22 protein-coding genes and 1 pseudogene are annotated in these 23,015 nt (G+C 63.3%); 13 read left to right on the forward strand and 10 right to left on the reverse strand.

The genetic code is table 11. The features are described from left to right. Positions 1 to 82 precede the first annotated feature (82 nt). Positions 83 to 1,114, forward strand: a complete 1,032-nt coding sequence (locus MESAU_RS19045; protein WP_015317673.1) for an NAD(P)/FAD-dependent oxidoreductase — start codon at positions 83 to 85, stop codon at positions 1,112 to 1,114. Here MESAU_RS19045 and MESAU_RS19050 read toward each other — a convergent pair whose 3' ends face one another. Further along, positions 1,115 to 2,596, reverse strand: coding sequence for an MDR family MFS transporter (locus MESAU_RS19050; protein ID WP_015317674.1), 1,482 nt, complete (start codon positions 2,594 to 2,596; stop codon positions 1,115 to 1,117). A 229-nt stretch (positions 2,597 to 2,825) separates the two neighbouring features. Next, on the reverse strand, positions 2,826 to 3,446 hold the full coding sequence (locus MESAU_RS19055) for a DUF922 domain-containing Zn-dependent protease (protein WP_041163443.1): 621 nt from the start codon (positions 3,444 to 3,446) through the stop codon (positions 2,826 to 2,828). 114 nt (positions 3,447 to 3,560) lie between these two features. On the opposite strand from MESAU_RS19055, the gene folP reads away from it, so the two are divergent. From folP to folK, 3 genes and pseudogenes are all read left to right on the forward strand, one after another. Further along, a complete protein-coding gene (gene folP, locus MESAU_RS19060; RefSeq protein ID WP_015317676.1) occupies positions 3,561 to 4,409 on the forward strand; it encodes a dihydropteroate synthase in 849 nt (282 codons plus the stop codon). 3 nt (positions 4,410 to 4,412) lie between these two features. Next, a pseudogene (gene folB / locus MESAU_RS19065) lies at positions 4,413 to 4,771 on the forward strand (dihydroneopterin aldolase). Beyond that, positions 4,755 to 5,267, forward strand: a complete 513-nt coding sequence (gene folK, locus MESAU_RS19070; protein WP_015317678.1) for a 2-amino-4-hydroxy-6-hydroxymethyldihydropteridine diphosphokinase — start codon at positions 4,755 to 4,757, stop codon at positions 5,265 to 5,267. Before folB ends, folK begins: the two are co-directional and overlap by 17 nt. An 8-nt stretch (positions 5,268 to 5,275) precedes the next feature. On the opposite strand, the gene MESAU_RS19075 is transcribed toward folK, so the two are convergent. Both MESAU_RS19075 and MESAU_RS19080 read right to left on the reverse strand, forming a co-directional pair. Beyond that, positions 5,276 to 5,821 carry a DUF924 family protein gene (locus MESAU_RS19075; RefSeq protein ID WP_015317679.1) on the reverse strand — a complete coding sequence of 182 codons (546 nt, stop codon included), beginning with the start codon at positions 5,819 to 5,821 and terminating at the stop codon, positions 5,276 to 5,278. Positions 5,822 to 5,832: 11 nt separating this feature from the next. Beyond that, complete coding sequence (locus MESAU_RS19080) at positions 5,833 to 7,668, reverse strand: monovalent cation:proton antiporter-2 (CPA2) family protein (RefSeq protein WP_015317680.1); 1,836 nt, start codon at positions 7,666 to 7,668, stop codon at positions 5,833 to 5,835. Between the two features lie 159 nt (positions 7,669 to 7,827). On the opposite strand from MESAU_RS19080, the gene MESAU_RS19085 reads away from it, so the two are divergent. The 3 genes from MESAU_RS19085 to MESAU_RS19095 all read left to right on the forward strand — a co-directional run bounded on the left by MESAU_RS19085 (position 7,828) and on the right by MESAU_RS19095 (position 10,524). Then, entirely contained in the window at positions 7,828 to 8,817 is a 990-nt protein-coding gene (locus MESAU_RS19085) for an AraC family transcriptional regulator (protein WP_015317681.1), read from the forward strand. A gap of 59 nt (positions 8,818 to 8,876) precedes the next feature. Further along, positions 8,877 to 10,085, forward strand: a complete 1,209-nt coding sequence (locus tag MESAU_RS19090; protein WP_015317682.1) for an MFS transporter — start codon at positions 8,877 to 8,879, stop codon at positions 10,083 to 10,085. A 172-nt stretch (positions 10,086 to 10,257) separates the two neighbouring features. Next, positions 10,258 to 10,524, forward strand: coding sequence for a hypothetical protein (locus MESAU_RS19095; protein ID WP_015317683.1), 267 nt, complete (start codon positions 10,258 to 10,260; stop codon positions 10,522 to 10,524). A gap of 133 nt (positions 10,525 to 10,657) precedes the next feature. Here MESAU_RS19095 and MESAU_RS19100 read toward each other — a convergent pair whose 3' ends face one another. The 4 genes from MESAU_RS19100 to MESAU_RS19115 all read right to left on the reverse strand — a co-directional run bounded on the left by MESAU_RS19100 (position 10,658) and on the right by MESAU_RS19115 (position 14,473). After that, positions 10,658 to 11,209 (reverse strand): hypothetical protein, encoded by a 552-nt coding sequence (locus tag MESAU_RS19100; RefSeq protein ID WP_015317684.1) that lies wholly within the window; start codon positions 11,207 to 11,209, stop codon positions 10,658 to 10,660. Positions 11,210 to 11,332: 123 nt separating this feature from the next. Continuing rightward, positions 11,333 to 12,418, reverse strand: coding sequence for a YcjF family protein (locus MESAU_RS19105; RefSeq protein ID WP_015317685.1), 1,086 nt, complete (start codon positions 12,416 to 12,418; stop codon positions 11,333 to 11,335). Beyond that, a complete protein-coding gene (locus tag MESAU_RS19110) occupies positions 12,415 to 13,893 on the reverse strand; it encodes a YcjX family GTP-binding protein (protein ID WP_015317686.1) in 1,479 nt (492 codons plus the stop codon). Before MESAU_RS19110 ends, MESAU_RS19105 begins: the two co-directional genes overlap by 4 nt. A gap of 76 nt (positions 13,894 to 13,969) precedes the next feature. Continuing rightward, positions 13,970 to 14,473: a SixA phosphatase family protein gene (locus MESAU_RS19115; protein ID WP_015317687.1), complete on the reverse strand. Its 504-nt coding sequence runs from the start codon at positions 14,471 to 14,473 to the stop codon at positions 13,970 to 13,972. A 275-nt stretch (positions 14,474 to 14,748) separates the two neighbouring features. On the opposite strand from MESAU_RS19115, the gene dksA reads away from it, so the two are divergent. After that, a complete protein-coding gene (dksA, locus tag MESAU_RS19120) occupies positions 14,749 to 15,165 on the forward strand; it encodes an RNA polymerase-binding protein DksA (RefSeq protein ID WP_015317688.1) in 417 nt (138 codons plus the stop codon). Between the two features lie 148 nt (positions 15,166 to 15,313). On the opposite strand, the gene MESAU_RS19125 is transcribed toward dksA, so the two are convergent. Then, on the reverse strand, positions 15,314 to 16,066 hold the full coding sequence (locus MESAU_RS19125; protein WP_015317689.1) for a flagellar biosynthetic protein FliO: 753 nt from the start codon (positions 16,064 to 16,066) through the stop codon (positions 15,314 to 15,316). Between the two features lie 328 nt (positions 16,067 to 16,394). On the opposite strand from MESAU_RS19125, the gene cckA reads away from it, so the two are divergent. Next, positions 16,395 to 18,971, forward strand: a complete 2,577-nt coding sequence (cckA, locus tag MESAU_RS19130) for a cell cycle histidine kinase CckA (protein WP_015317690.1) — start codon at positions 16,395 to 16,397, stop codon at positions 18,969 to 18,971. Between the two features lie 86 nt (positions 18,972 to 19,057). Further along, on the forward strand, positions 19,058 to 19,771 hold the full coding sequence (locus MESAU_RS19135) for a purine-nucleoside phosphorylase (protein ID WP_015317691.1): 714 nt from the start codon (positions 19,058 to 19,060) through the stop codon (positions 19,769 to 19,771). Here MESAU_RS19135 and MESAU_RS19140 read toward each other — a convergent pair. Further along, positions 19,768 to 20,067, reverse strand: coding sequence for a ribbon-helix-helix domain-containing protein (locus MESAU_RS19140; RefSeq protein ID WP_015317692.1), 300 nt, complete (start codon positions 20,065 to 20,067; stop codon positions 19,768 to 19,770). The two genes, MESAU_RS19135 and MESAU_RS19140, sit on opposite strands and share 4 nt — an antisense overlap. 246 nt (positions 20,068 to 20,313) lie before the next feature. Between MESAU_RS19140 and MESAU_RS19145 the strand changes: the two genes are divergently transcribed. From MESAU_RS19145 to MESAU_RS19155, 3 genes are all read left to right on the forward strand, one after another. After that, entirely contained in the window at positions 20,314 to 20,709 is a 396-nt protein-coding gene (locus MESAU_RS19145) for a VOC family protein (RefSeq protein ID WP_015317693.1), read from the forward strand. Between the two features lie 78 nt (positions 20,710 to 20,787). Continuing rightward, entirely contained in the window at positions 20,788 to 21,318 is a 531-nt protein-coding gene (locus MESAU_RS19150) for a hypothetical protein (RefSeq protein WP_015317694.1), read from the forward strand. A 46-nt stretch (positions 21,319 to 21,364) separates the two neighbouring features. Then, a complete protein-coding gene (locus tag MESAU_RS19155; RefSeq protein WP_015317695.1) occupies positions 21,365 to 22,936 on the forward strand; it encodes a GMC family oxidoreductase in 1,572 nt (523 codons plus the stop codon). The last annotated feature ends 79 nt before the right edge of the window (positions 22,937 to 23,015 follow it).

The following is a 23,015-nucleotide window of genomic DNA, read 5'->3' on the forward strand; positions in this document are numbered from 1 at the left end:
CACGGGCGATTTTTGTCGCTGACGCTTGGCAGCGGGCCGCTGGTCATGCAGTCTCGCCCGGACTTTCGCAGCGAGGCGCATCATGACCGGCATCATCAGCACAGACGTCCTCATTGTCGGGGCGGGGCCGGTCGGCCTGTTCGCCGTGTTCGAGCTCGGCCTGTTGGACCTGAAATGCCACCTGATCGACATCCTCGACAAGCCCGGCGGCCAATGCGCGGAACTCTATCCGGAAAAGCCGATCTACGACATTCCCGGCTGGCCCTCGATCTCGGCGCAAGGGCTCGTCGACAAGCTGCTCGAGCAGGTCGCGCCGTTCCAGCCTGAATTCACCTATAACCGTATGGTCTTCAGCCTTGAGAAACTGGAAGACGGCGGCTTTCGCGTCACCACGGACGAGAACGAGGTGTTCGAGGCCAAGGTGGTGGTCATCGCCGCCGGCGGCGGCTCATTCCAGCCGAAGCGCCCGCCAATCCCGGGCATCGAACCCTATGAGGGCAAGAGCGTCTTCTATTCGGTGCGCCGGATGGAGGATTTCCGCGGCCATGACCTTGTCATCGTCGGCGGCGGCGACTCGGCGCTCGACTGGACGCTGAACCTGCAGCCGATGGCAAAGAGCGTGACACTGGTTCACCGGCGGGCCGAGTTTCGCGCGGCGCCCGACAGCGTCAACAAGATGTACGCCATGCAGGAGATGAAGCAGCTGGAATTCAGGGTCGGTCAGGTGACCGGGCTCACCGGAGCCGATGGCCAGTTGTCATCGGCCACCATCAAGGGCGGCCCGGATGGCGACGTCGAGGTGCCTTGCACCCGCATGCTGCCGTTCTTCGGACTGACCATGAAGCTCGGCCCGATCGCGGAATGGGGGCTCAATCTCCATGAGAACCTGATCCCGGTCGATACCGAGAAGTTCCAGACCTCGGTGCCCGGCATCTTCGCGGTGGGCGACATCAACTGGTACCCGGGCAAGCTGAAGCTGATCCTGTCGGGCTTTCACGAGGTGGCGCTGATGGCGCAGGCCGCCAAGCGCATCGTCAGCCCCGGCGAGCGCATCGTGTTCCAGTACACGACCTCGTCCACCAGCCTGCAAAAGAAGCTCGGCGTTTCCGGCTAGTTATTCCGCCAGGATCGGCGCCGGATCATCGACGTGGCCCCGAAGTTCTTTCTCGGGCATCAGCGTCAGCGTGACGAGACCCAATCCCAGAGTGCCGGCCGCGACGAGAAAGATCATCACGAAGGGTTGGGCCGATACGACATGTCCAGCCACCTGAACGCCTTCGCCGGCCAGCGGCAACCCAAAGCCAAGGGCGACCGCGCCGAGCATCGCCACCCCCAATGCACTGCCCAGCGAACGCAGAAAGGTAAGCACCCCCGTCGCCACGCCAAGATGCATGCGGTCGACGGCGTTCTGCACGGACACGGTGGTTACCGGAAATGTCGTGCCGGTTCCCAGCCCGATACAGATGGTCAGGGCTTCGACGACAAGCAGCGATGCATGGCCGGCGACAAAAGCCAGCAGGCCCGTGCACAGGATGGCGAAGACGACGCCGACCATGGCGATGCGCTTGTAGTGGGTGAAGCGTGGTATCAGGCGGCCGCTGGAAGCGGCGCCGCCCACGGTTCCAAGCAGAAGACCAAGCATTGCAATGCCCGACTCGCTGGCCGTGAGGCCGAGTATCGACTGCAGATAGACCGGCAGATACACGGCAAGGCCGACGCTGGAGGCCTGGAGCAGGAACATCGACAGGGTGCCGGCCAGGACGATCGGGTTGCCCAGCACCTCGAGCGAGATGAGCGGTTCGGCCGCCCGCATCAGCCGCAAGGCAAAGGCGCCCCAGAACAGCGCGGAGCACGCCAGGACGCCGATGACTTCCGGCGATAACCAGAGATAGGCACTGCCGCCCCAGTTCAGTGCCAGCAGCAACAGCGCCGTTGCCACGATCAGCAGCAATGCGCCGAGGCCATCGATGCTGTGGTTCTTGGCCGCGATGGGCAGCTTCTTGAGCGGCTTGTTGATGATCGCCATGGCAAGAAAGCCCAGCGGGATATTGATCCAGAAAATGAGAGACCAGTGCAGATGCTCAGCGAAGGTGCCGCCCAGCAGCGGCCCGGCGACGCTGGCAACGGCCCAGGTACCGGAAAACCACGCCGCATAGCGCGCCCGCTCGCGCGGCGGGACGAGGTCTCCGACCACGATCTGCGTCAGCGCGAAAAGACCGCCGCCACCGGCCCCCTGGATCGCGCGACCCAGGATGAGGACGAACATGTTGGGGGCCAGTGCGCTGACCAGCGATCCAGCAAGGAAGATGAGGATTGCCGCGTAGACGGTTGGCCGACGCCCATAGACGTCGGAAATCTTGCCGTAGAGCGGTGCCACGGCGGTTGCGGTCAAGAGGTAGCCGGTGACGATCCATGGCAGGTATTCGGCATGGCCGAGCAAGCGCCCGATGGTCGGCATGGCGGGCGCGACGATGGTCTGGTCGAGGGCTGCCAGCAGCATCGACAGGAGAACGCCGCCAATAATGGCGTTCTTTTCGCTTTCGCTCAGCGGCGCGCTCACGGCCGCCACGGCCTGCTTGTCGACAGCCTGGTCCATAAATCTTCTCGTCCATGCGCTTTGCGCTGCCGCATCACCATTGGGCTTGTCTGGTGCATCCGCGGCGTGATCGATCGTGATGCCCGTGCTTCTGGATTGTGCCCTTGGCAACCCTGGATATGTCGTTCCGTATAGGCCGATTTCGACGGTTGCTCGAAAAAATTCCAAGCTGGCACTACGCTTCCGCCCGGTTGGCTTGCACCCAGGCGAACGGAGGCGGCGAGGAGATTCAGGCCGGCGGCCGCAACTGGCCGCTCTCGATGCGCTCCATCCGGTAACGCAGCAGCCGCAGGATGCGGCTTTCGAAATTGGCGCCTTCGACACGGTCGAACCGCACCTGGTCCCTGTCGTGTTTGGCAAGCTCGGCCGCCGTGATCGCGGCGGCCCTGGCCTTTGCGGCGTCGCAATCCTTCTGCGGATAAGCTGCCTTCAGGGCGTCTTCCAGCGCGCGGCCGTGGTTCTGGGCTATCTCGACATGGCGGTCTTCATGGCGCTTGATGTCGGCGGACAAGGTATCCCAGAACAGCCGCACATCGGCGTCGGCTTTGCGCGGGCGGCGCCATTCGGGAAGGATCACCTTGACCTTGACGGTGACGACCGCGTCGGCGATCCGGCAGGAGCCCGGCTGGCTGGCGTAGCTAATGCGTGTCGTGAAAGCCATCTGGGTGGCGCCAGGGTGGCGCGACCCCGTGCTTTTGACCTGGGGCCCGTGTTTGGCAAGTTGCTGCTCGATATCCTCCAGCGTTCTGCCGCCAATGGCGAAATAGCTGTATGTCTTCACCAGATTGGCCGCATTCGCCGGAACGGCGGCGGTAAGCAGCAGCGCGCAGAGCAGGGATCGTATCATCATGTTGCCTCTTCAATCACCTTGCTTTACGGCCTTCGCCGGCGCAACGGAATTGATCCAATGCGGATCACACATCGTTGATGACATCTTGGTTGATGAGCCCATGGTTGAAGCGCAATGACGGCGGGGCGATGGCAATTGGCGCATGGACGCCATCTCGAGCTTGGCGGCAAGGCCGTGGTCGTCGGCATCCTCAATGTCACACCCGACAGCTTCTCCGATGGCGGCTTGTTTGATGCTCCTGAACCGGCGCTCGTCCAGGCGCGCCGCATGATCGGGGAAGGAGCTGCCGTCATCGATGTCGGCGGAGAATCGACTCGCCCGGGCGCCGCCGCGATATCGGCCAGCGAGGAGCAGGCCCGTATCCTGCCGGTGATCGAGGCGTTGGCGCAGGTCGGCGACGTGCTGATTTCCGTCGACACCTATCGTGCCGACACCGCGCGGCTCGCCGTCAAGGCCGGTGCGCATATCGTCAACGACGTCTGGGGTCTGCAGCGTGAGCCCGACATTGCGCGGGTGGCGGCCGAAACCGGCGCCGGGCTCGTCATCATGCATACCGGACGGGATCGCGACAAGCTGCCCGATGTGATCGCCGACCAGCTGGCGTTCCTGGGAAAATCGCTTGAAATCGGGCGCGGGCAAGGTGTCGCCGACGACCATATCGTGCTCGATCCCGGCTTCGGCTTCGCCAAGGAGACGGCGGAGGAAAACCTCGATCTGATGGCACGGTTTGCCGAGCTTGGCGCGCTCGGCTTCCCGCTGATGGCCGGTACGTCGCGAAAGCGTTTCATCGGCACCGTCACCGGCCGCGACGCCGCCGACCGGGCGGCCGGCACGGCGGCGACCAGCGTCATTCTCCGACTCAAGGGCGCGCATCTGTTTCGCGTCCATGATGTCGCAATCAACGTGGACGCGCTGGCGGTGGCGGATGCTATGCTGGCGCGGGAAACCGGATCGGAACGCTGAGCCATGTATGTCATCCGCATGAAGAATTGCGCCTTCTTTGCCCGGCACGGCGTGCTGGACGAGGAAGAAGGGCTGGGGCAGCGCTTCTATGTCGATGCCTCGCTCACCGTCGAGCCGGGACGCGCGCTCGTCGATGACGCCATCGGGGAAACCGTCAATTACGGCGTCGCCTTCACCGTCATCGAGGAGATCATCACCGGACACCGGCGTTTCCTGATCGAGGCGCTGGCCCTGGAAGTCGCGAAGGCTCTCAGCGGGCGCTTCCCCAGATCCGGAAAGCCGAGGTCACCGTTCGCAAGCCCAATGCGCCGGTGCCTGGCGTGCTCGATTACGTCGAGGTGACCGTTGTCTGGCCCGAATAACACCGTCTATCTGAGCCTCGGCGGCAATCTGGGCGATCCGGCGGCGTCGATGGGAGCCGCGTTGCGCCTGCTCGACGCCGATCCCGATACCGACATGGCCGCCGTCTCCTCGCTCTACCGGACGCCGCCCTGGGGTAAGCTCGACCAGCCGGATTTCCTCAATGCGGCCGCCGAATTGTCGACGCGGCTGTCGCCGCGGGCATTGCTCGACCTCTGCCTCGATGCCGAGCGAAAGCTCAAACGTGTGCGTGAGGAGAGGTGGGGGCCGCGCCTCATCGACATCGACATCCTGGTGTTCGGCGACCGCATCATCCATGAAACGGGCCTGGAAGTCCCGCACCCGCGCATGCTGGAGCGCGCCTTCGTGCTGGCGCCGCTGGCCGAAATCGCGCCGGATCTTGCCGTCGGCGGCAAACGCGTGGCTGATCGCCTGAGCGCGGTCGATGCGGCCGGCATCGAGCGGCTGCCGTCGGGCCGCGACTGGTGGCGGCGCTAAATCGCGGATCAGCCGGAGAAACCACCGTCATCCAGGAATGCTTTTTCCTCGGCCGTGGTCTCGCGGCCAAACATCCGGTTGCGGTGCGGAAAGCGGCCGAAGCGCTGGATGATGTCGCGGTGCTCCAGCGCGTATTTCAGATTGAACGCGGCCCTGGCGGTATGAAGTTCGACCGACCGCTCCTGGTCCGCAAGATTTTCCGAATGTTCGAACGGCAAATAGAGGAACACACGCACTTCCGGTTCCAATGCCAGATCGTGGCCGGCATCGACCGCTTTTTGCGCAAAATGCTTTGCCAGTGGGTCGGTCGCAAACATGTGGCCGGTGCCGCGAAAGCAATTGCGCGGGAACTGGTCGAGCAGGATCATCAGCGCCAGCGAGCCCTCGGCATGGCTTGACCAGACATCGCATTCACGGCGCGCTGCGGCGTAGTGGAGATCGAGGAAGCGGTCGCGGAAATCGGCATCGAAAGCGTCGTTCTTCTCGAACCAAGCATCCTCGCCGGCGTCGCGCCAGAACTTGGTGATCGACAGGGCTCTGCTGTCCAATTCCATGCCTAACTCCCTCAATCCGCCGATTCGGATTTATGCAGGACGCCGGCCGTTTCCTCGTTGAGCGCCTGGCCAGGACGGCGGGGCGTCGAGAGCGGGGTCGGGATCGGCGTACCGATATTGCCTTTCAGGAAACGCTGTCCCGAGCGGATGCCTTCGGCGAGCTGGGTCTCGAACCGGGCCGTGTCGCGGCGCCTGACGTCCTCGATCGTTTCGGCGACGTCCTCGGGATCGACGCCCAGCGCCTCGAGGGTCGAGCCACCAAAGACGAGCGCCGATTCGAAGGTTTCGCGCAGCTGATAATCGACGCCGGCGCGGATGAGCTGCAGCGCCGTGCCGCGGTCGAACGCACGGGCCAGCACCGTAAGCAGGGGGAACTCAGCCTTGACGAGTTCGGCGATGCGGATGGCGGCGTCGGGCTTGTCGACACAAATGAGCACGGCCCGCGCCCGGCCGGCCCCGGCCGCGTGTAGGATGTCCAGCCGCGTGCCGTCGCCATAATAGACCTTGAAGCCGAAATCGGCGGCCGCCTGGATCATCTCGACATCGTTGTCGATGATCGAGACGTCGATGCCGCGCAAGAGCAGGGGTTGGCTGGCGATCTGGCCGAAGCGGCCAAAGCCGATGATCAGCACGCTGCCGGACAGGCCGTCGGCGACTTCGACGCCGTCCAGCGACTGCTCGTCCCGTGGCGTGAAATAGCGCAAGGCGATGATCGCCAGCGGCGTCAGCACCATGGAGATGATGACTATCGCGGTCAGCGTTGCGTTTGCCTGGCCGTCGATGATGCCGACGGCGGCGGCCGCGGAATAGAGCACAAAGGCGAATTCACCGCCTTGCGCCATGAAGACCGCGCGCTCCAGTGCCTCGCGGTGGCCTGATTTCAGGATGCGGGCGACAATGTAGATGCCGAAAGCCTTCATCACCATGTAGGCCACGACGTAGACGGCGATCAGCTTCCAGTTCGCGGCCACCACATGCAGATCGAGCGACATGCCGACCGCCAAGAAGAACAGGCCGAGCAGGATGCCGCGGAACGGCTCGATGTCGGCTTCAAGCTGATGGCGGAAGGTTGATTCCGAGAGCAGCACGCCGGCCAGGAACGCGCCCATCGCCATCGACAGGCCGCTGAGCTGCATGGCAAGCGCCGATCCGAGCACGACCAGCAGAGCCGCAGCCGTCATCACTTCGCGCGCACGGGCATCCGCCAGGATGCGGAAGAAGGGGTTGAGGAGGTAGCGTCCCGCCACCACCAGGCCGATGATCGCGGCGAGGCCGATGCCGACCTCGGTCAGCCGCTCCGACAGGCTGGTACCGGCACCGCCCGGCGCCAGGAAAGCAATCAAGGCGAGCAGCGGCACGATGGCCAAGTCCTCCAGCAGCAGGATGGAGACGATGCGCTGGCCCTTGGGCGCGGCGATTTCGCCGCGTTCTTCCAGAAGCTGCATGACGATGGCCGTCGAGGTCAGCACGAAACCGGCGCCGGCGACGAAGGATTGCGCGATCGGAAACCCTCCGGCCATGCCGACACCAGTCAAGAGCACCGCGCAGACGCCGACTTGAAGCGCGCCCAGCCCAAAGATCTCGCGGCGCAGGCCCCAGAGCCGAGACGGCTGCATTTCCAGGCCGATGATGAACAGGAACATGACCACGCCGAGTTCGGCGACATGGAGGATGGCTCCCGATTCGGAAAAGACGCCGAGGCCGAACGGACCGATCACCACGCCGGCGGCCAGGTAACCGAGAATCGAACCGAGACCCATGCGCTTGAAGATCGGGACGGCCACCACGCCCGCCGCCAGCAATGCCACCACCTGAATGAGATCGCTGCCCGCTGCCTCTGCCGCCATGATCCGTCCCTTTGTCGTATAGCACTCCTTGCATGCAGTGGGAGCGGGAGGCAAGGGCGGGAAGCCTGCCAGGAAAGGTAGGGTGCTGCCGGTGCGACTCCCCCGGTGGAACAACGGTCTCCGCTTGTCTGCGGGACGTTCGGCATCTATATCAGCTGCATGCTTGACCGTTCGTCCCAGCCGTCTTCGCCGTCCCATATCCCGATGGATGCGCTCAGCGAAGTCCTGCAAGACTTTCGCCTGAGTGGCGTCAACTATGGCCGCTGCGAGCTCCGACATCCATGGAGCATAGAATTTCCGCGACAATCGCTGCTTCGTTTTCACTTTGTCGGCCAGGGTCCGTGCTGGATTCACACCGAAGCGCAGGGCTGGCAAGAGTTGCGCGATGGCGATCTGGTGCTGCTGCCGCAGGGCATCGCCCATCGGCTGGCGAGTGCGCCGGACGTGGTGGGCGACTCGCTCGAGGGCTGCCAGGTGATCAAGTTAGGGGGCAATGTCTGCGAAGTGGTGCGGGAAGGAACGGGCGCGACAAGCACCCTTTTCTGCGGCTCCATGGCCTTGGACTCCTGTGCGCTCAATCCATTGATCACGTTGATGCCGGCTGTCATCAAGGGTTGCGACGTGGCCGGCAATGACCCGGTCGTTGGTCCTTTGCTGGCTGCCATGACGATGGAGGCCGCGCAACCGCAGATGGGCAGCGCCACCATCTTGTCGCGTATGGCGGATTTGCTGACAGCCCGGCTCATCCGCTGTTGGGTCAATTGCAACGGAGCCTCGACCACTGGTTGGCTCGCAGCCATCCGCGATCCCCATATCGGCCGCGCCCTGGCAGCCATGCATCGAGACCCCGGCCACGACTGGACGCTGGGAAGCCTTGCGAGCGTGGCAGGCCAATCGCGATCGATTTTCGCCGCGCGTTTCAGCGCTGTATTGGGCGAGGGTGCCGCGCGCTATCTCGCCCGCCTGCGCATGCAGCTTGCCCGCGAGTTGTTGGGGCAGAGCGGCTTGTCGGTTGCCGAGGTCGCTACCCGTTTGGGCTATGATTCCGAGGCATCCTTCGCTCGCGCGTTCAAGCGCATCACCAATGTCTCGCCGGGAATTGTGCGTCGCACAAATCCCGGACGAATAGACATGAATTTCGGATTTTAAGACACATATCATCCGACAGAACTCGTCTATCAAGATCTCCAAACTTTGGAGATCTTTCCGTGACAGACACAACATTACAGCTTGAAGACGCCGCGATTGGCCTTGATGCCGACACGCCGGCCGCGTGGAGTGCAGCCACCTGGTTTGCGGTCATTTCACTGGCGGCAACCAGCTTTGCCCTGGTGTCAGCCGAATTCCTGCCGGCAGGCCTGCTGACGCCAATGGCGCGCGATCTCGGTATCAGTGAGGGAACGGCCGGACAGGTCGTCACCGCCACCGCTTCCGTCGGCGCCGTGACGGCCATGTTGAGCAATGTTCTTATCGGCCGATTGAACCGCAAGACGGTGCTGGTCGGTCTCATGGCGTTGGCGGTGGCTTCCAATATCCTTGCGGCGCTGGCACCCAATTTCTGGCTGTTGTTGTTAGGCCGGGCCGGGCTGGGGATTGCTCTCAGCGCTTTCTGGGCACTTTCGGTTGCCGTCGTGGCGAGGCTGGTCGGCGCCAATGCGACAGGCCGGGGCATGGCTATCGTTACCCTCGGCGTCTCGCTCGCCACCATTGCCGCGCCGTCCTTGGGGGCGTTGATCAGCGACTGGCTGGGATGGCGCAGCGCCATGGCCATGACAGCGGGGCTGGCCGTATTGGCCATGTTGGCGCAGTTGCTCAGCCTGCCGACCTTGCCGGCGACAACAAGCAACAGTCTTGCAGACGTGTTTCGACTTACACGGCGGCGCGGCATTCAAATCGGCATGCTGGCCATTGTCTTGCTGATGACGGGGCATTTTGCTGGTTCTGTCTATGTGCGCCCCTTCCTCGAACACGTCACGCTGCTTGCAACCGGTCCAATCGCCCTGGCTCTGCTTGGGTTTGGCATCGCCGCTGTGATCGGCAACATTGCTGGCGGCCGCATGGCCGATGCCAATATTCACATGGCTCTCGTGGTCACCGCGGCGTTAATGGCGGTTGCGGCGCTGGCCTTGGTGCTTTGGGGCGTGCACATTGGCGTTGCCTTCGGATTCGTCACGCTTTGGGGCTTCGCCTTCGGCATGGGGCCGGTGGTGCTGCCAACCAATCTCTCGCGTGCGGCACCTGACGCGCTGGAAGCAGCGGGCAGCCTGATGGTCGTCTCTTTCCAGGTTGCCATCACGATCGGCGCGGTTGTCGGTGGCTATGTCGTGGACACCTATGGTGCCACGGCGCCGTTGACCGTTACGGCCATCCTTGCTGCATCGACAGCTGTGCTCGCTCTGCTGCAGCCTCGCGCCTGAACTTTGCTCCAGCTGACATCGAACTCGAACCGCCGCAATGTTGCAGGCTCTTTACACAAGTTTACGCCATGGGCGCGTTGCTTGTTGCCGCAATCGAAGGCTAAGCACGCTCGGCTTCGGCCATTGGGGGTGAGCGGCGATCAAGTCGCACCCTTTTGAGGAGATGACTGACATGAAGAAGTTTTTGCTCGTTGCCGCCGGGCTGGCGGTGCTTGCCGGCTCGGCCTGTTCGAAGGCGCCGGAATGCACGACCGAGATCGCGACCAAGAAGGCGCAGGACATGGCCGCCGCGCTGCAGGAGGCGATCACCAAGGATCCGTCCAAGGCGGCTGACCTGACCGCCAAGGTTCAGGCGGTGACGACCAAGTATCAGGGTTCCACGACCCTGGCCGATGCCTGCAAGGCGTATGACGAGCTGACCAAGGCGATCAAGGGCTGACGCCTGGTTCGTCCGTTTCCAAGGAGGCGGTGGCGATGGGCCGCCGCCTCTTTGTTTTGTGGGGTGTATTCGAGCAATCCCAGGAGAAGTGTTTTCCCGTCCGGAATTCGTAAAGAATAGAGGCGAGGTGCGCTCAGTTCGGCGCGATGGAGCCGACTTCGACGGCATCGACGCGCTTCAGGCTCATGCCGATGACGGGCACCAACTGGTCCTGAACGCGTACTGCAACCGTTACGGTCATGGAATTGTCGTCGGGAATGCGGGCCTGCATGACACCGCGCAATTGATTGCGGTTGATGGTGAAGACCACCTTGTGGGCGTCGACGACGTTGCCGCCGATGATGTCGAGGCCGGCGCCGGCAGCGCCACCCATGAAGGAACCCTTGTAGTCGCGGCCCTTGCGCTCGATCTTGGCCGACATGGGCTGGGTGAACATGCCGACCCGGCAACCGCCGTCCAGTGTCATGCCCATCTTGCCGTCCGGCGTGGAGCCGGTGAAGCTGCAGTTGAATTTCGTGCCCTTGTATTTGCCGGCGACGATTTCGCCCGGGCCAACCCATTTGCCTTCGGCCGACTGGAAAAACTGCTTGTCCGGTTCCGTGGCAGAGGCCGCCGAGGCAATGCCGACGACAGCTGTGATCACCGCCGCCAGGGGCAGGACGCTGGACAGAATTACGCTTTTCATCGACGATACCCGGCAACAACGAGGCTGTTTGAAACCGGTTCGACCATGAAGAAGATTGGTTAATGCTTCGTCACCGCGGGCCCTCGAAACAGCAGTCCGATCATCGTCCCGAAGAGCTGGACGCTATTTGCCGGAGCCAGCTGTTTCGGCGTCTTTCTTGGCTGCGAACGAAGTCAATGCTGCGAGGAAATCGCCCAGTCCCGGGCGCCTGGCAGCGCTGAAGGGCAGGGGGCGCGCCGTCTCCATCGCGGCGAGACCGATGCGCGCCGTCATCATACCGTTGACGACGCCTTCGCCCAGCTTTGCCGAGAGGCGGGCCGCCAGGCCGTGGCCGACGATCTGCTGGACGAAACTGTCGCCGATGGCGATCGAACCGGTGACCGCCAGATGCGCCAGTACGCTGCGCGCCAGGCGGAAAAAACCCAGCGTTCCGGGCCGTCCGCCATAGAGTTCCGACAGCCGGCGGATGAGGCGCCCGGCCTCGAACACGACATAAGCGACATCGACCAGCGCGCGCGGGCTCACCGCCGTCACCAGCGAGACCCGCTTGGCGGCCTCGAGAATCATCACCTTGGCCCTGACATCAAGGGGGCCGAGGATTTCCGCCTCCGCCAGGCGCACCAGATTGGCGCCGTCGATAATCTCGCCGCGCAATTCAGCCAGCGCGCGCCGGCCGGCAGCGGTGTCGGGTTTGGCCGCGACAAAGGCCGACAACTCGTCGACCACCGCGCGTGCCGCTTTCGGATCGTCGCGCGCGATGGCATCGAGCGCGCGCTTCTGCAGCTTTTCGACCTCGGCGAGGCGGGCGATGGCCAGGAACTCGCGAATCAGGATTACCAGCAGCGCCAGCAGCGCAATCGCCGCCATCCCGGCGGCCAGCCAGCCCAGCCATTCGGCGCGGGCAAAGAGATCGCGTATCAACTGGTCGGTCCACAGGCCGACAGCCAGCGAAACCAGCACGCCGAAGGCGCCGAAGAAGATGCTGCCGAGAACCGAGCGCCTTCTGGGGGCGACCGATGGCGGCGGCTCGGCGGCAATAACGTCCGGTTCGTCAAAAACGTCGACCTCCGCCGGGATGACCAGCGCCACATCGGCGTTCATGGAGCGCGGTCTGCGCGACGGTTCGGTCTGGCGTGCTTGTGGCGCGTCTTGTTTCGGCGCGGCTTCCGGCTCGATGCGGAATGCCGCCGGTTTGCGGGGCGCGGTCATGCCAGATGGTCTCCGATCAGGAACTGCAAGGCGCGGTCGAGCCTGATATGGGGCAGCGACAGCGTGACACCTTCGGCCGTGCGTTCGAGTTTCGGCGGACGGAACCGGACGAAGCGGATTGCCGGGTCCGTGGAGTCCTGCCTGTGATCCGGCCCCGAAAGATCGAAAACAGCATCAATGTTCTCCGGTAAATCACCAGGAAATATAGCTGTTTCCGTCTTTCCGTCGAATGTTTCACCATCGATCTTCTCGCCGGCGATCGGCGTGCCGATGATAACAGGCAATGTTTCGCGGCCCTGTTTGACGGTGCCTTCGCGGGTGGCGCGCACCGCCGCCATGGCGACGACGTCGACATCGGCGCCGGTGAAATTCGCCCGCGCCACGGCGCGGTCGGCAAGGCGCCGCACGATCGCCTGCAACCGGTCATGGCTTTCGTGGTGCAGATGATCGGCCTTGGTCGCCGCGACCAGGATGCGGTCGATACGCCGGGAGAAAAGGTCGGTTATGAAGCTGCCCCGGCCGGGGCGAAAACAGCTGAGGATCTCGGTGACGGCGCGCTCCAGGTCGGCCATGGCACCAGGCCCGGCGTTCAGCGCCTGCATGGCGTCGATGAGCACGATCTGGCGGTCCAGGCGCGTGATGTGCTCGCGGAAGAATGGTTTGACGACATGCGTCTTGTAGGCCTCGTAGCGCCGTTCCATCATGGCGTGCAACGAGCCGTTGCGCGCGCGCCTGTCGCCCAGGCCGGCCAGCGGCGCGAAAGTCAGCGCGGGCGAGCCTTCGAGATCGCCGGGCATCAGGAAACGGCCGGGCGGCAAGGTCGAAAGCGCCCGTTCGTCGAGCTTGCATGCCTTGAGATAGGCGGCGAAGCTTTCAGCCAGCCGGCGCGCCGTCATTTCCTCGGCGTCGGCATTCGGGTCGATTTCCGCCGAGATCGCTCGCCAGGCCAGCGAAAGATCCTCGCGCACCGGCAGCGTGGCCATTTCGAGGGCTTCGCGCGAAAAATCAGCGAAGGATTTGCCGAGCAGCGGCAGGTCGAGCAGCCATTCGCCGGGGTAGTCAACGATGTCGACCGACAGCTTGCCCGACGAGAACATGCGGTTCCAGCCGGAAGCCGATTCATATTCGATCGTCAGCCGCAGTTCCGAAATGGCGCGGGTCGAGTCCGGCCAGACGCGATCGTTGACCAAAGCGGCGATGTGGTCCTCGTATTGAAAACGCGGCACGGCGTCGTCGGGCTGCTGTTCGAGGAAGGCGCGCGCGATACGCCCCGACTTCTGCGCCTCGAACAGCGGCAGACGTCCACCGTGGATCAGATTGTGGACGAAGGCCGAGATGAAGACGGTCTTGCCGGCGCGGGAGAGACCCGTGACACCCAGACGCAGCGATGGAGAAAAAAGTCCGGTGGCACGTCCCGACAATGTGTCGAGGGCAATTCTTGCCTCGTCGGTGAAGGTGGTCAGCGATGATGCCAAAACATGATCTCTCGGGCTTGCGTCCGCCCGATATAGGCGCTGGAACCCGGCTTTGAAATGGCGCTGGAAATCGGCATCAGGGATCTGCCGGTGTCAGGAACGCTTCGAGATAACCCGCTCCCTGGGTCGCTTTCGCCAGATCGCCGGGGAAACGGACGACCGCGAGGCCCGTGGTTGGAAAGCCGTGATTGAGCATTGCCCGCTCCGCCTCGCCGCCATCGCCCGAAACCGCCATGGCGAGATCCTCCGTCATCGGGTTGTGGCCTATGACCAGCAATGAACCGGGCCCGCCATGATCTCGGACGAGGCGGAGATAGCACGCCGCGTCCTCGCTGTAGAGCGCGTCCAAAAACAGCACCTTGCCTGTATCGGTCTGGCCGGCCAGACCCTCGAGGGTTTCCCTGGCGCGTTTGGCGTTGGAACACAGCGTCAGGTCCGGCACATAGGAGCGGGAACGCATCGCGGTCCCCATTTTTTCGGCATCGGCGCGGCCGGATGCGTCCAACGGACGATCGAAATCACGCATGCCCGGCAAGGCCCAACCGGCCTTGGCGTGTCGCAACAGATAAAGCCTGCTCACCCAACCTCCAACGGTGCCCGAGAGCTGAAGTCCTGCCGCGATTAGCCACGAGAAAAGCCGCACGCACAATGGTGCGCGTGCTTCAGCGCGGCGAATCACTTGCAGGGCGATGGGCGAGGATCGTCGTACTTTCGCCATCAAAACAGATTTATGCCGCTCCGGAGAAGGCTGGAGACGCACTTTAACAATTGCGTGAGTCGGTGGCTGATTGCGCTTGTGCAGGCGTCTGGTGGCGAATATATAGGCGCCAAATTTGGGGCTGTTGGGTGAGTCGAATGAACGACATCGTTACCGCCGATTACGTACCCTCCGAAGACGAGCCGTTCATGAACGAACGGCAGAAATCCTACTTCCGCCAGAAGCTCGTCACCTGGAAAAATGACATCTTGCGCGAGGCGCGCGAAACCCTCGAAATCCTGCAGCAGGAAAACGCCAACCATCCCGACCTCGCCGACCGCGCCTCTTCGGAAACCGACCGCGCCATCGAGCTCAGGGCCCGCGACCGTCAGCGGAAACTCATCTCAAAGATCGATTCGGCGCTGCAGCGCATCGATGAAGGCACTTACGGCTATTGCGAAGAAACCGGTGAGCCGATCGCCTTGAAGCGGCTCGACGCGCGCCCGATCGCCACCTTGTCGATCGAAGCGCAAGAACGGCATGAGCGCCGTGAAAAAGTCTATCGCGACGACTGATGGACCGCCTTTGCATTGATTTCCAAATGGCTGGTTATCCGGCCATTTCTGTTCGATGCGTGCCACCTTCAATAGATTTGAACACGCTTGAACGCCGGCCAGCCTAGTCACTGGCAGGCGACAGTTCATCTCTTGACCTAGGCGCAGTTCATCTCTTTTGGCTTGAAAGTTCGCCCAACAGCCTGGTCATTTCATCGTCGAGCGAGGGCGGCGCCTTGGCTGCCGGTTTGCCCACCGGGCCGCCGGAGCGGGGCTGGTCGAGCGAAACCTCGAGTTCTTTCATCAGCGTGTCGTCGATGCTGTCCTGCGTCGGCGGTGGCGGCGTGTGCCTGGCGGCATTGACGTTGGCGGAGCCATAGGCAGGCAGCGGCGTGACATTGGTCGATTGATAGGTTTGCGCCGCTGGTTTCGGTGCGGGCGCCGGAGCCGGTGGTGGCGCCGCCGGACGCTGGCGGGCAGGCTGTGCCATGGCCACCGGCTGCGGAGCGGGTGCTTGTCTCGGAGGCACGGGAGCGGGCTGCGGCGACCGAGGCTTCGCAGCCGGGGCGGCGGCCGCCGGGACAGGCTGCAGGCCGCCATCTCCAGTCAACGCCGGACGGCGCGGCGCGGCGAGGCGGATGTCGCGTTCGACAACGACGTCGGTCGGGCCGCCGATCAGAAGCAGATGTTCGATGTCGTCGCGTCGCACCAGCACCAGTCGGCGATGGCTGTCGACGGCGGTTGCGTCCATGACGGCGAGCCGCGTCTTGCGGTTGCGGCCGCCGGCGACAAACGTGCCGAAGGTCAGGTTGCGCACGAGCCTGACGATGACGAGAACGATGACCAGCAGGATCAGCGCCGCGAAGGTCCACAGGAGTGCCGCCGCATAACCGGGACCCGCCACGCTATCCAGCCACTGCATTGGTTTCCCCCGAACGGTTTGGAAAGTGACGCGACACTAGACCGTTGCGACTGGCTACCGCAAGTTGCCTTTCACGCATCGTGAACAGCTTGAAACACAGGGAAGGCCAGCCGACAGCATTTTTATCCGACATTTGCCGCCCGGGCCTTTTCCAGACCAGGAGAATGTGATTCAACCGGCTAAAGCGCGTCGCGCTGAAACGGATTCATGCGGCGCGTTTCAGGTCCGTGTTTTTCATGCATGTCGTTTTCCCAAAACCGAAGTCATTTTTGGGCGACATGCATTGGGGGCGGGTGTCGGAACATCGGATTTCATGAGCAGGGGGCATATGGCCAAGGAAGCGCGCGGCGATTTCTATCCGGCACCGATCGTCGACCAGAATACGCGACCGGGCGCGGTCACCCGGCTTATCATCTTCATCGTCGTCCTGACGGGCGCCGCAATCGTCTTCGGCCTTTTCCGCGAGCGCCTCGGCGATCCGTTCCTGCTCGGCATGCTCGGCGTACTGGCGATGATCGGTGTCGGCTTCCTGTTCGCGACCGCGATCGGCTTCGTGCAGATCACACCGCGCTCGACGGGCGACGAACTGTCCAAGGCCTTCGTCGATTCGATGTCGCAGGGCCTGCTGGTCACGGACACCAAGGGTCGCGTCGTCTACGCCAACCGCGCCTATGCCGATATGACCGGCGCCTCTTCGGCCGCTGACCTGAAGACGGTCGAAGGATTGCTCTCCGATGTCCCCGAAGCCTCGGTGACCATTTACCGGCTGGCGTCCGGCTTGCGTGACGGGCAGCCGGGCGACGGCGAGTTCCGGCTCGCGCAATCGATCCGGCCCGGCGCCGAACCGGGCGCGCGCTGGTACCGGGCACGCGCCCGCGCGTTCAGCGTTCCGGGCCAGCGGCTGCCGATGCTGGCCTGGCAGCTCGCCGACATTTCGCAAGAGCGGGCCGAGCAGGAGCGTTTCTTCCTCGATCTGCAGAAAGCCATCGACCACCTCGACCACGCGCCGGCCGGCTTCTTTTCGGCCGACCAGGACGGCCGCGTCACCTATATCAACGCCACGCTCGCCGGATGGCTGGGCATCGATCTCGCCAGCTTCACCCCCGGTGCCGTCGCCTTGCCCGATATTGTTGCCGGCGACGGCATGGCGCTGGTGCGCTCCGTCAAGGCGGACCCCGGGACGACGCGCAATGCGGTCATCGATCTCGACTTGACGACGATGACCGGCGAGGCGCTGCCGGTGCGCTTCATGCATCGCGTTTCGGCCAGCCGTGAGGGCGTCGGCGGGCCAACCCGCACCATCGTGCTCAACCGCACACAGGGCGAGGATGCCTCGGCCGACCTGCGCGCCTCGGAAGTGCGCTTCACCCGCTTCTTCAATTCGACGCCGATGGCGATTGCCGGTGTCGATGCCAGCGGGCGCATCCTGCGCACCAACGCACCGTTCCTGTCGCTGTTTTCCTCGGTCGTCGACCGGGATGCCGTGGATCGCCGCGTGCGGCTCGACACGGTGATCCATGACCGCGACCGGCCGGCCTTTGCCGCGGCTTTCGAGAAAGCCCGGCAGCGGCAGGCCGACATTGATCCGATTGAGACCGTACTGCCCGGCAATGATGAGCGGCATATCCGTTTCTACGTCAACGCCGTGGCCGATGGCACCGGCGGCGAAGGAGCCGAGGAAGCGGCCATCGTCTACGCCGTCGAGACGACCGAGCAGAAGGCGCTCGAAGGGCAGATGGCGCAAAGCCAGAAGATGCAGGCCGTCGGCCAGCTCGCCGGTGGCATCGCGCACGACTTCAACAATGTGCTGACCGCCATCATCATGGCGTCCGACCTGCTTTTGACCAATCACCGGCCGTCGGATCCGTCCTTCCCCGACATCATGAACATCAAGCAGAACGCCAATCGCGCGGCCTCCCTGGTCAGGCAGTTGCTGGCCTTCTCGCGCAAGCAGACGCTGCGGCCGGAAGTGCTGAACCTCACCGACGTGCTCGCCGATCTCAGGATGCTGCTTGCCCGGCTGGTCGGCAACGACATCAAGCTCAAGGTCGATCACGGCCGCGATCTGTGGCCGGTCAAGGTCGATATCGGGCAGTTCGAGCAAGTGGTGGTCAACCTGGCGGTCAACGCGCGCGACGCGATGCCGGCGGGCGGCGATCTCACCGTGCGCACCCGCAACGTGACCGCCGAGGAATGCAAGACCTTTCCCTATCGCGAACTCGCGGCCGCCGACTATGTGGTGGTCGAAGTCGAGGATACGGGTTCAGGCATCGCGCCCGACGTGCTGAAGAAGATCTTCGAGCCGTTCTTCACCACCAAGGAGGTCGGCAAGGGCACGGGCCTTGGCCTGTCCATGGTCTACGGCATCATCAAGCAGACCGGCGGTTTCATTTTCTGCGATTCCGAAGTCGGCAAGGGGTCCACCTTCCGCATCTTCCTGCCGCGTCACATCGTGGAAGCGAAAACGGCAGCCGAAGCCGGTGAAGCGCCGGCGGCAGCGGCAGTCAAACCGGCCGATAGCACCAAGGATTTGTCCGGATCGGCGACGGTCCTGCTGGTCGAGGATGAGGATGCCGTGCGCATGGGCGGCATGCGGGCACTGACCTCGCGCGGCTATACCGTTCACGAGGCATCGTCGGGCGTCGAGGCGCTGGAAGTGTTCGAAGCGCTGGGCGGCAAGGTCGACATCGTCGTTTCCGACGTGGTGATGCCGGAAATGGACGGGCCGACCCTGCTCGGTGAGTTGCGCAAACGCCAGCCGGACATCAAGTTCGTTTTCGTCTCCGGCTATGCCGAGGACGCTTTCGCCAGGAACCTGCCGGCGGAGGCGCATTTCGGCTTCCTGCCAAAGCCGTTCTCGCTCAAGCAACTGGCCACGATCGTCAAGGATGTCCTTGAATCCTAGGTGCTTCCAATGCCGCACTCTTGCACAACGCCGTAACAACGCCATGATTGTTGAAAATACAGCAGGCGGGCTTGGGGGAGCGGCTGTTGACGCCACACATCGAGGCAGGCAAGGGCGATTACGCCGACACGGTTTTGTTGCCGGGCGACCCGCAGCGCGCGGAGTGGATGGCGCAGACATTCCTGGAGGCATCGCGCTGCGTCAATCGCCGACGCGGCGCTCTCGGCTTTACCGGCTTGTTTCGCGGCAAGCCTGTCAGCATTCAGGCGACGGGCATCGGCGTTTCATCCTTCCTGATCTACGCCCATGAACTGCTTGACTTTTATGGCGTCCGAACACTGATCCGCACCGGTACCTGCGGCAGCCTGAGCGCCGAGGCAAAGCTGCGCAGCCTTGTGATCTCGCAATCGGCACGGCCTGAAAATACCGAGAGCGGTCGAGTTTTTGGCCTTTACGTAGCCGATGTTGGCCCGGATCCGGCGCTGCTGGCTCGCGCATTGAGCAAGGCAGCCGCACTTGGCATCGACCACCACGCCGGCCTGACAGCCTGCACCGATATATTCTACCATCCTGAAGCGCGTGCCCGTTATGCCGACGCAAGGGCGCTCGGGGCGCTGGCGGTAGACATGGAAACCAGCGCTCTCTATCGCATATCGGCCCATTTCGGCGCGAGGGCGTTGTCGCTGCTGACCGTCGTCGACAATCTGCTTACCGGCGAACAGACCGACTATTCCGAACGCCAGGCGCTTTTCACCGACATGAGCCGGCTCGCGCTCGAAGTCGCCACGGAAGGGCGCTAGGCGGCCTCTCGCTTCAACACCTCCTCCATGGATGGTCGGTGGCCGCGTAGATAGAGTGCGCAAGTGGTGCGCAGCATCGACGCGAAATTAGGGATCTCGCCGTTGATCTCGATGGCTTCGTCGTAGAGCTTCGAGATGAATTTCGGCGTCGTCAGGTTCTGGCTTTCGGCGATTTCGTCGAGCAAGGCCCAGAACGTGACCTCGAGCTGGATGCTCGTCGAATGTCCGTCAATGCGGATCGACCGGTTGATCTGACGATAGCCTTCCGGATCCTGTGCGGCAAAGACTCTGCACATCGTTAACTCCCGTTTTTGTTGGTCTTGGGCGCCGACGGGGCGGTCGGTGCCTTTTGAACACTGCCTGCGGTTTCATCATCGACCGGAAGGTCGTCAACGGCAATCAGACTTTCGTCCTTGGCAGACTTACGTCCTTGGGATGGGCCTATCCGTTTTTCCAACCCCATGCGTGGTAGTCGGCTGCCACCACCTTTCTTCACCGGCGCGCATAATCACCTTCGAAAGCATGAAGCTGCGGAGTCTGATTTGGCGAAGGCAATCCACACCATGATCCGGGTTCTCGACGAAGCCCGCTCCATCGATTTCTACACCCGGGCATTCGGCCTTGAGGTCGCCCAACGACTGGACTTCGAGACCTTCACGCTGGTCTACCTCAGCAATGCCGATGCGCCTTTCGAGGTTGAGTTGACCGTCAACAAGGGGCGCGCGGAGCCCTATGCGCTGGGCGATGGCTACGGTCACCTCGCGGTCTCGGTCGCCGATCTCGACAGCGAACATGATCGGCTCGGCGCTCTCGGCCTCAATCCGAAGAAGATTGTCGAATTCAGCCGCGACGGGTCGCTCATCGCCCGCTTCTTCTTCATCGAGGACCCCGACGGCTACAAGGTCGAGGTCCTGCAGCGCGGAGGGCGCTTCCAATAGCGACAACCGGCCGCGCGGACCGGCGCGGCGCCAGCAACGGCACTCTTTCGAGTGCGAACAGCAAGCAGGGAGGAAAACATGGTCACGATCCACGAGGGGAAGCCCGGGCTTTCACGGCGCGAACTTCTCAAACGCGGCGGCGTCGGCGCGCTGCTCGTCATTTCCGGCAGCGCCGTCATCAGTCCGCAACATGCCTGGGGGCTGGAAACCTCGGCTCTGAAGCCCGAGACAATGGCGACGCTGATCCAGCTGGCGCGCGATATCTACCCGCATGACCAAGTCCCTGACAAATATTACGCCGTCGCGGTCAAGGGCCATGATGAGATGGCCGCCAAGGACAAGGCTCACAAGGAGCTTATCGAAAACGGGATCGCCGATCTCGACAAGAGAGCCGGCGAGGGCGGTTATCGCGGGCTCGGCTGGGAAGAGCAGCGGGTCGCGCTGCTCAGGGACATTGAGGGTACGGCCTTCTTCCAGGCGGTTCGCGGCGGTCTTGTCGTCAGCCTCTACAACCAGAAGGAGGTCTGGCCGATCTTCGGCTACGAGGGCGAATCCTATTCCAAGGGCGGCTACATCGCGCGGGGATTCAGCGACATCGAGTGGCTCTGACCCGCTTCGCCTCAACCGCATTCAATTGATTTCATGGGAGGAAACCATGGCAGCAGCATTTGATCTGAAAAACGACGGCGTGGTCGTCATCATCGGCTCCGGCGCCGGCGGCGGCACGCTCGGCAACGAACTGGCGCAGAAGGGCATCGATGTCGTCATCCTCGAGGCCGGTGCCCGCCACGAATATGAGGACTTCATCAACGACGAGTGGGATTCGTTCGCTCAGCTCGCCTGGACGGACAAGCGCACCACATCCGGCGATTGGCGCGTGGCCAAGGATTTTTCCAACCTTCCGGCCTGGATCGTCAAGTCGGTCGGCGGCTCGACCACGCACTGGGCGGGCGCATCGCTGCGCTTCCAGGAGCATGAGTTCAAGACGCTGTCGACCTACGGCAAGCTGGAAGGCGCCAACCTTTTGGATTGGCCGGTGACGCTGGCCGAGATGGAGCCCTATTACGCCAAGGCGGAAGCCAAGATGGGCGTCACCGGCACCAATGGCTGGCCGCGCCTGCCGGGCAACAACAATTTCAAGGTGCTGAAGGCCGGCGCCGACAAGCTCGGCTACAAGGAATGCCATACCGGCAACATGGCGATCAACTCGGTGGAGCGCGACGACCGCAATTCCTGCCAGCAGACCGGCTTCTGCTTCCAGGGCTGCAAATGGGGCGCCAAATGGTCGACGCTCTATACCGAAATCCCGAAGGGCGAGGCGACGGGCCACCTCGAGGTCCGGCCGAACGCCATGGCGATCAAGATCAACCATGACGCCTCTGGAAAGGTCACCGGCGTCGTCTATGCCGACAAGGACGGCAAGCTGCAGGAGCAGAAGGCCCGCATCGTGGCGGTCGCCGGCAATTCGATCGAGAGCCCGCGCCTGCTGCTCAATTCCGAATCAGCCAAGTTCCCGCACGGCCTTGCCAACTCGTCGGGGCAGGTGGGCAAGAACTACATGCGGCATACCACGGGATCGGTCTATGCCATCTTCGACAAGCCAGTGCACATGTATCGCGGCACCACCATGGCCGGCATCATCCGTGATGAGGCGCGCCATGATCCGTCACGCGGTTTTGTCGGCGGTTACGAGTTCGAGACGCTGTCGCTCGGCCTGCCCTTCATGGCTGCCTTCCTGAACCCTGGCGGCTGGGGGCGTTCCTTCACCACCGCGCTCGACCACTACGACCACATGGCCGGCCTGTGGATCGTCGGTGAGGACATGCCGCGCGAGGAGAACCGCATCACGCTGCATGGCGACGAGAAGGACGAGCACGGCATGCCGATCGCCGATGTGCATTTCGACGACCATGCCAACGACACGGCGATGCGCAATCATGCCTACAAGCAGGCCACCGCGCTTTACGATGCGGTCGGCGCCACACGCACCTTCCCGACGCCACCCTATCCCTCGACGCACAATCTCGGCACCAACCGGATGAGCGAGAAGGCCGCCGACGGCGTCGTCAACAAGCATGGCCAGGCACACGACATCAAGAACCTGTTCGTGTCGGACGGCAGCCAGTTCACGACGGGTGCGGCCGAAAACCCGACCCTGACCATCGTGTCGCTGGCGATCCGCCAGGCCGACTATATCGCCGCGCAGATGTCGGCGAAAACCATCTGACCTCCCGACTGCCTGCTGGCGCGGAACTTGACCAGTTCCGCGCCTTTTTTTCATGGCCTCAGGCGCCGACCGGCTGGCG

Origin of the sequence: Mesorhizobium australicum WSM2073 (assembly GCF_000230995.2) — a bacterium.
Classification (GTDB): domain Bacteria; phylum Pseudomonadota; class Alphaproteobacteria; order Rhizobiales; family Rhizobiaceae; genus Mesorhizobium; species Mesorhizobium australicum.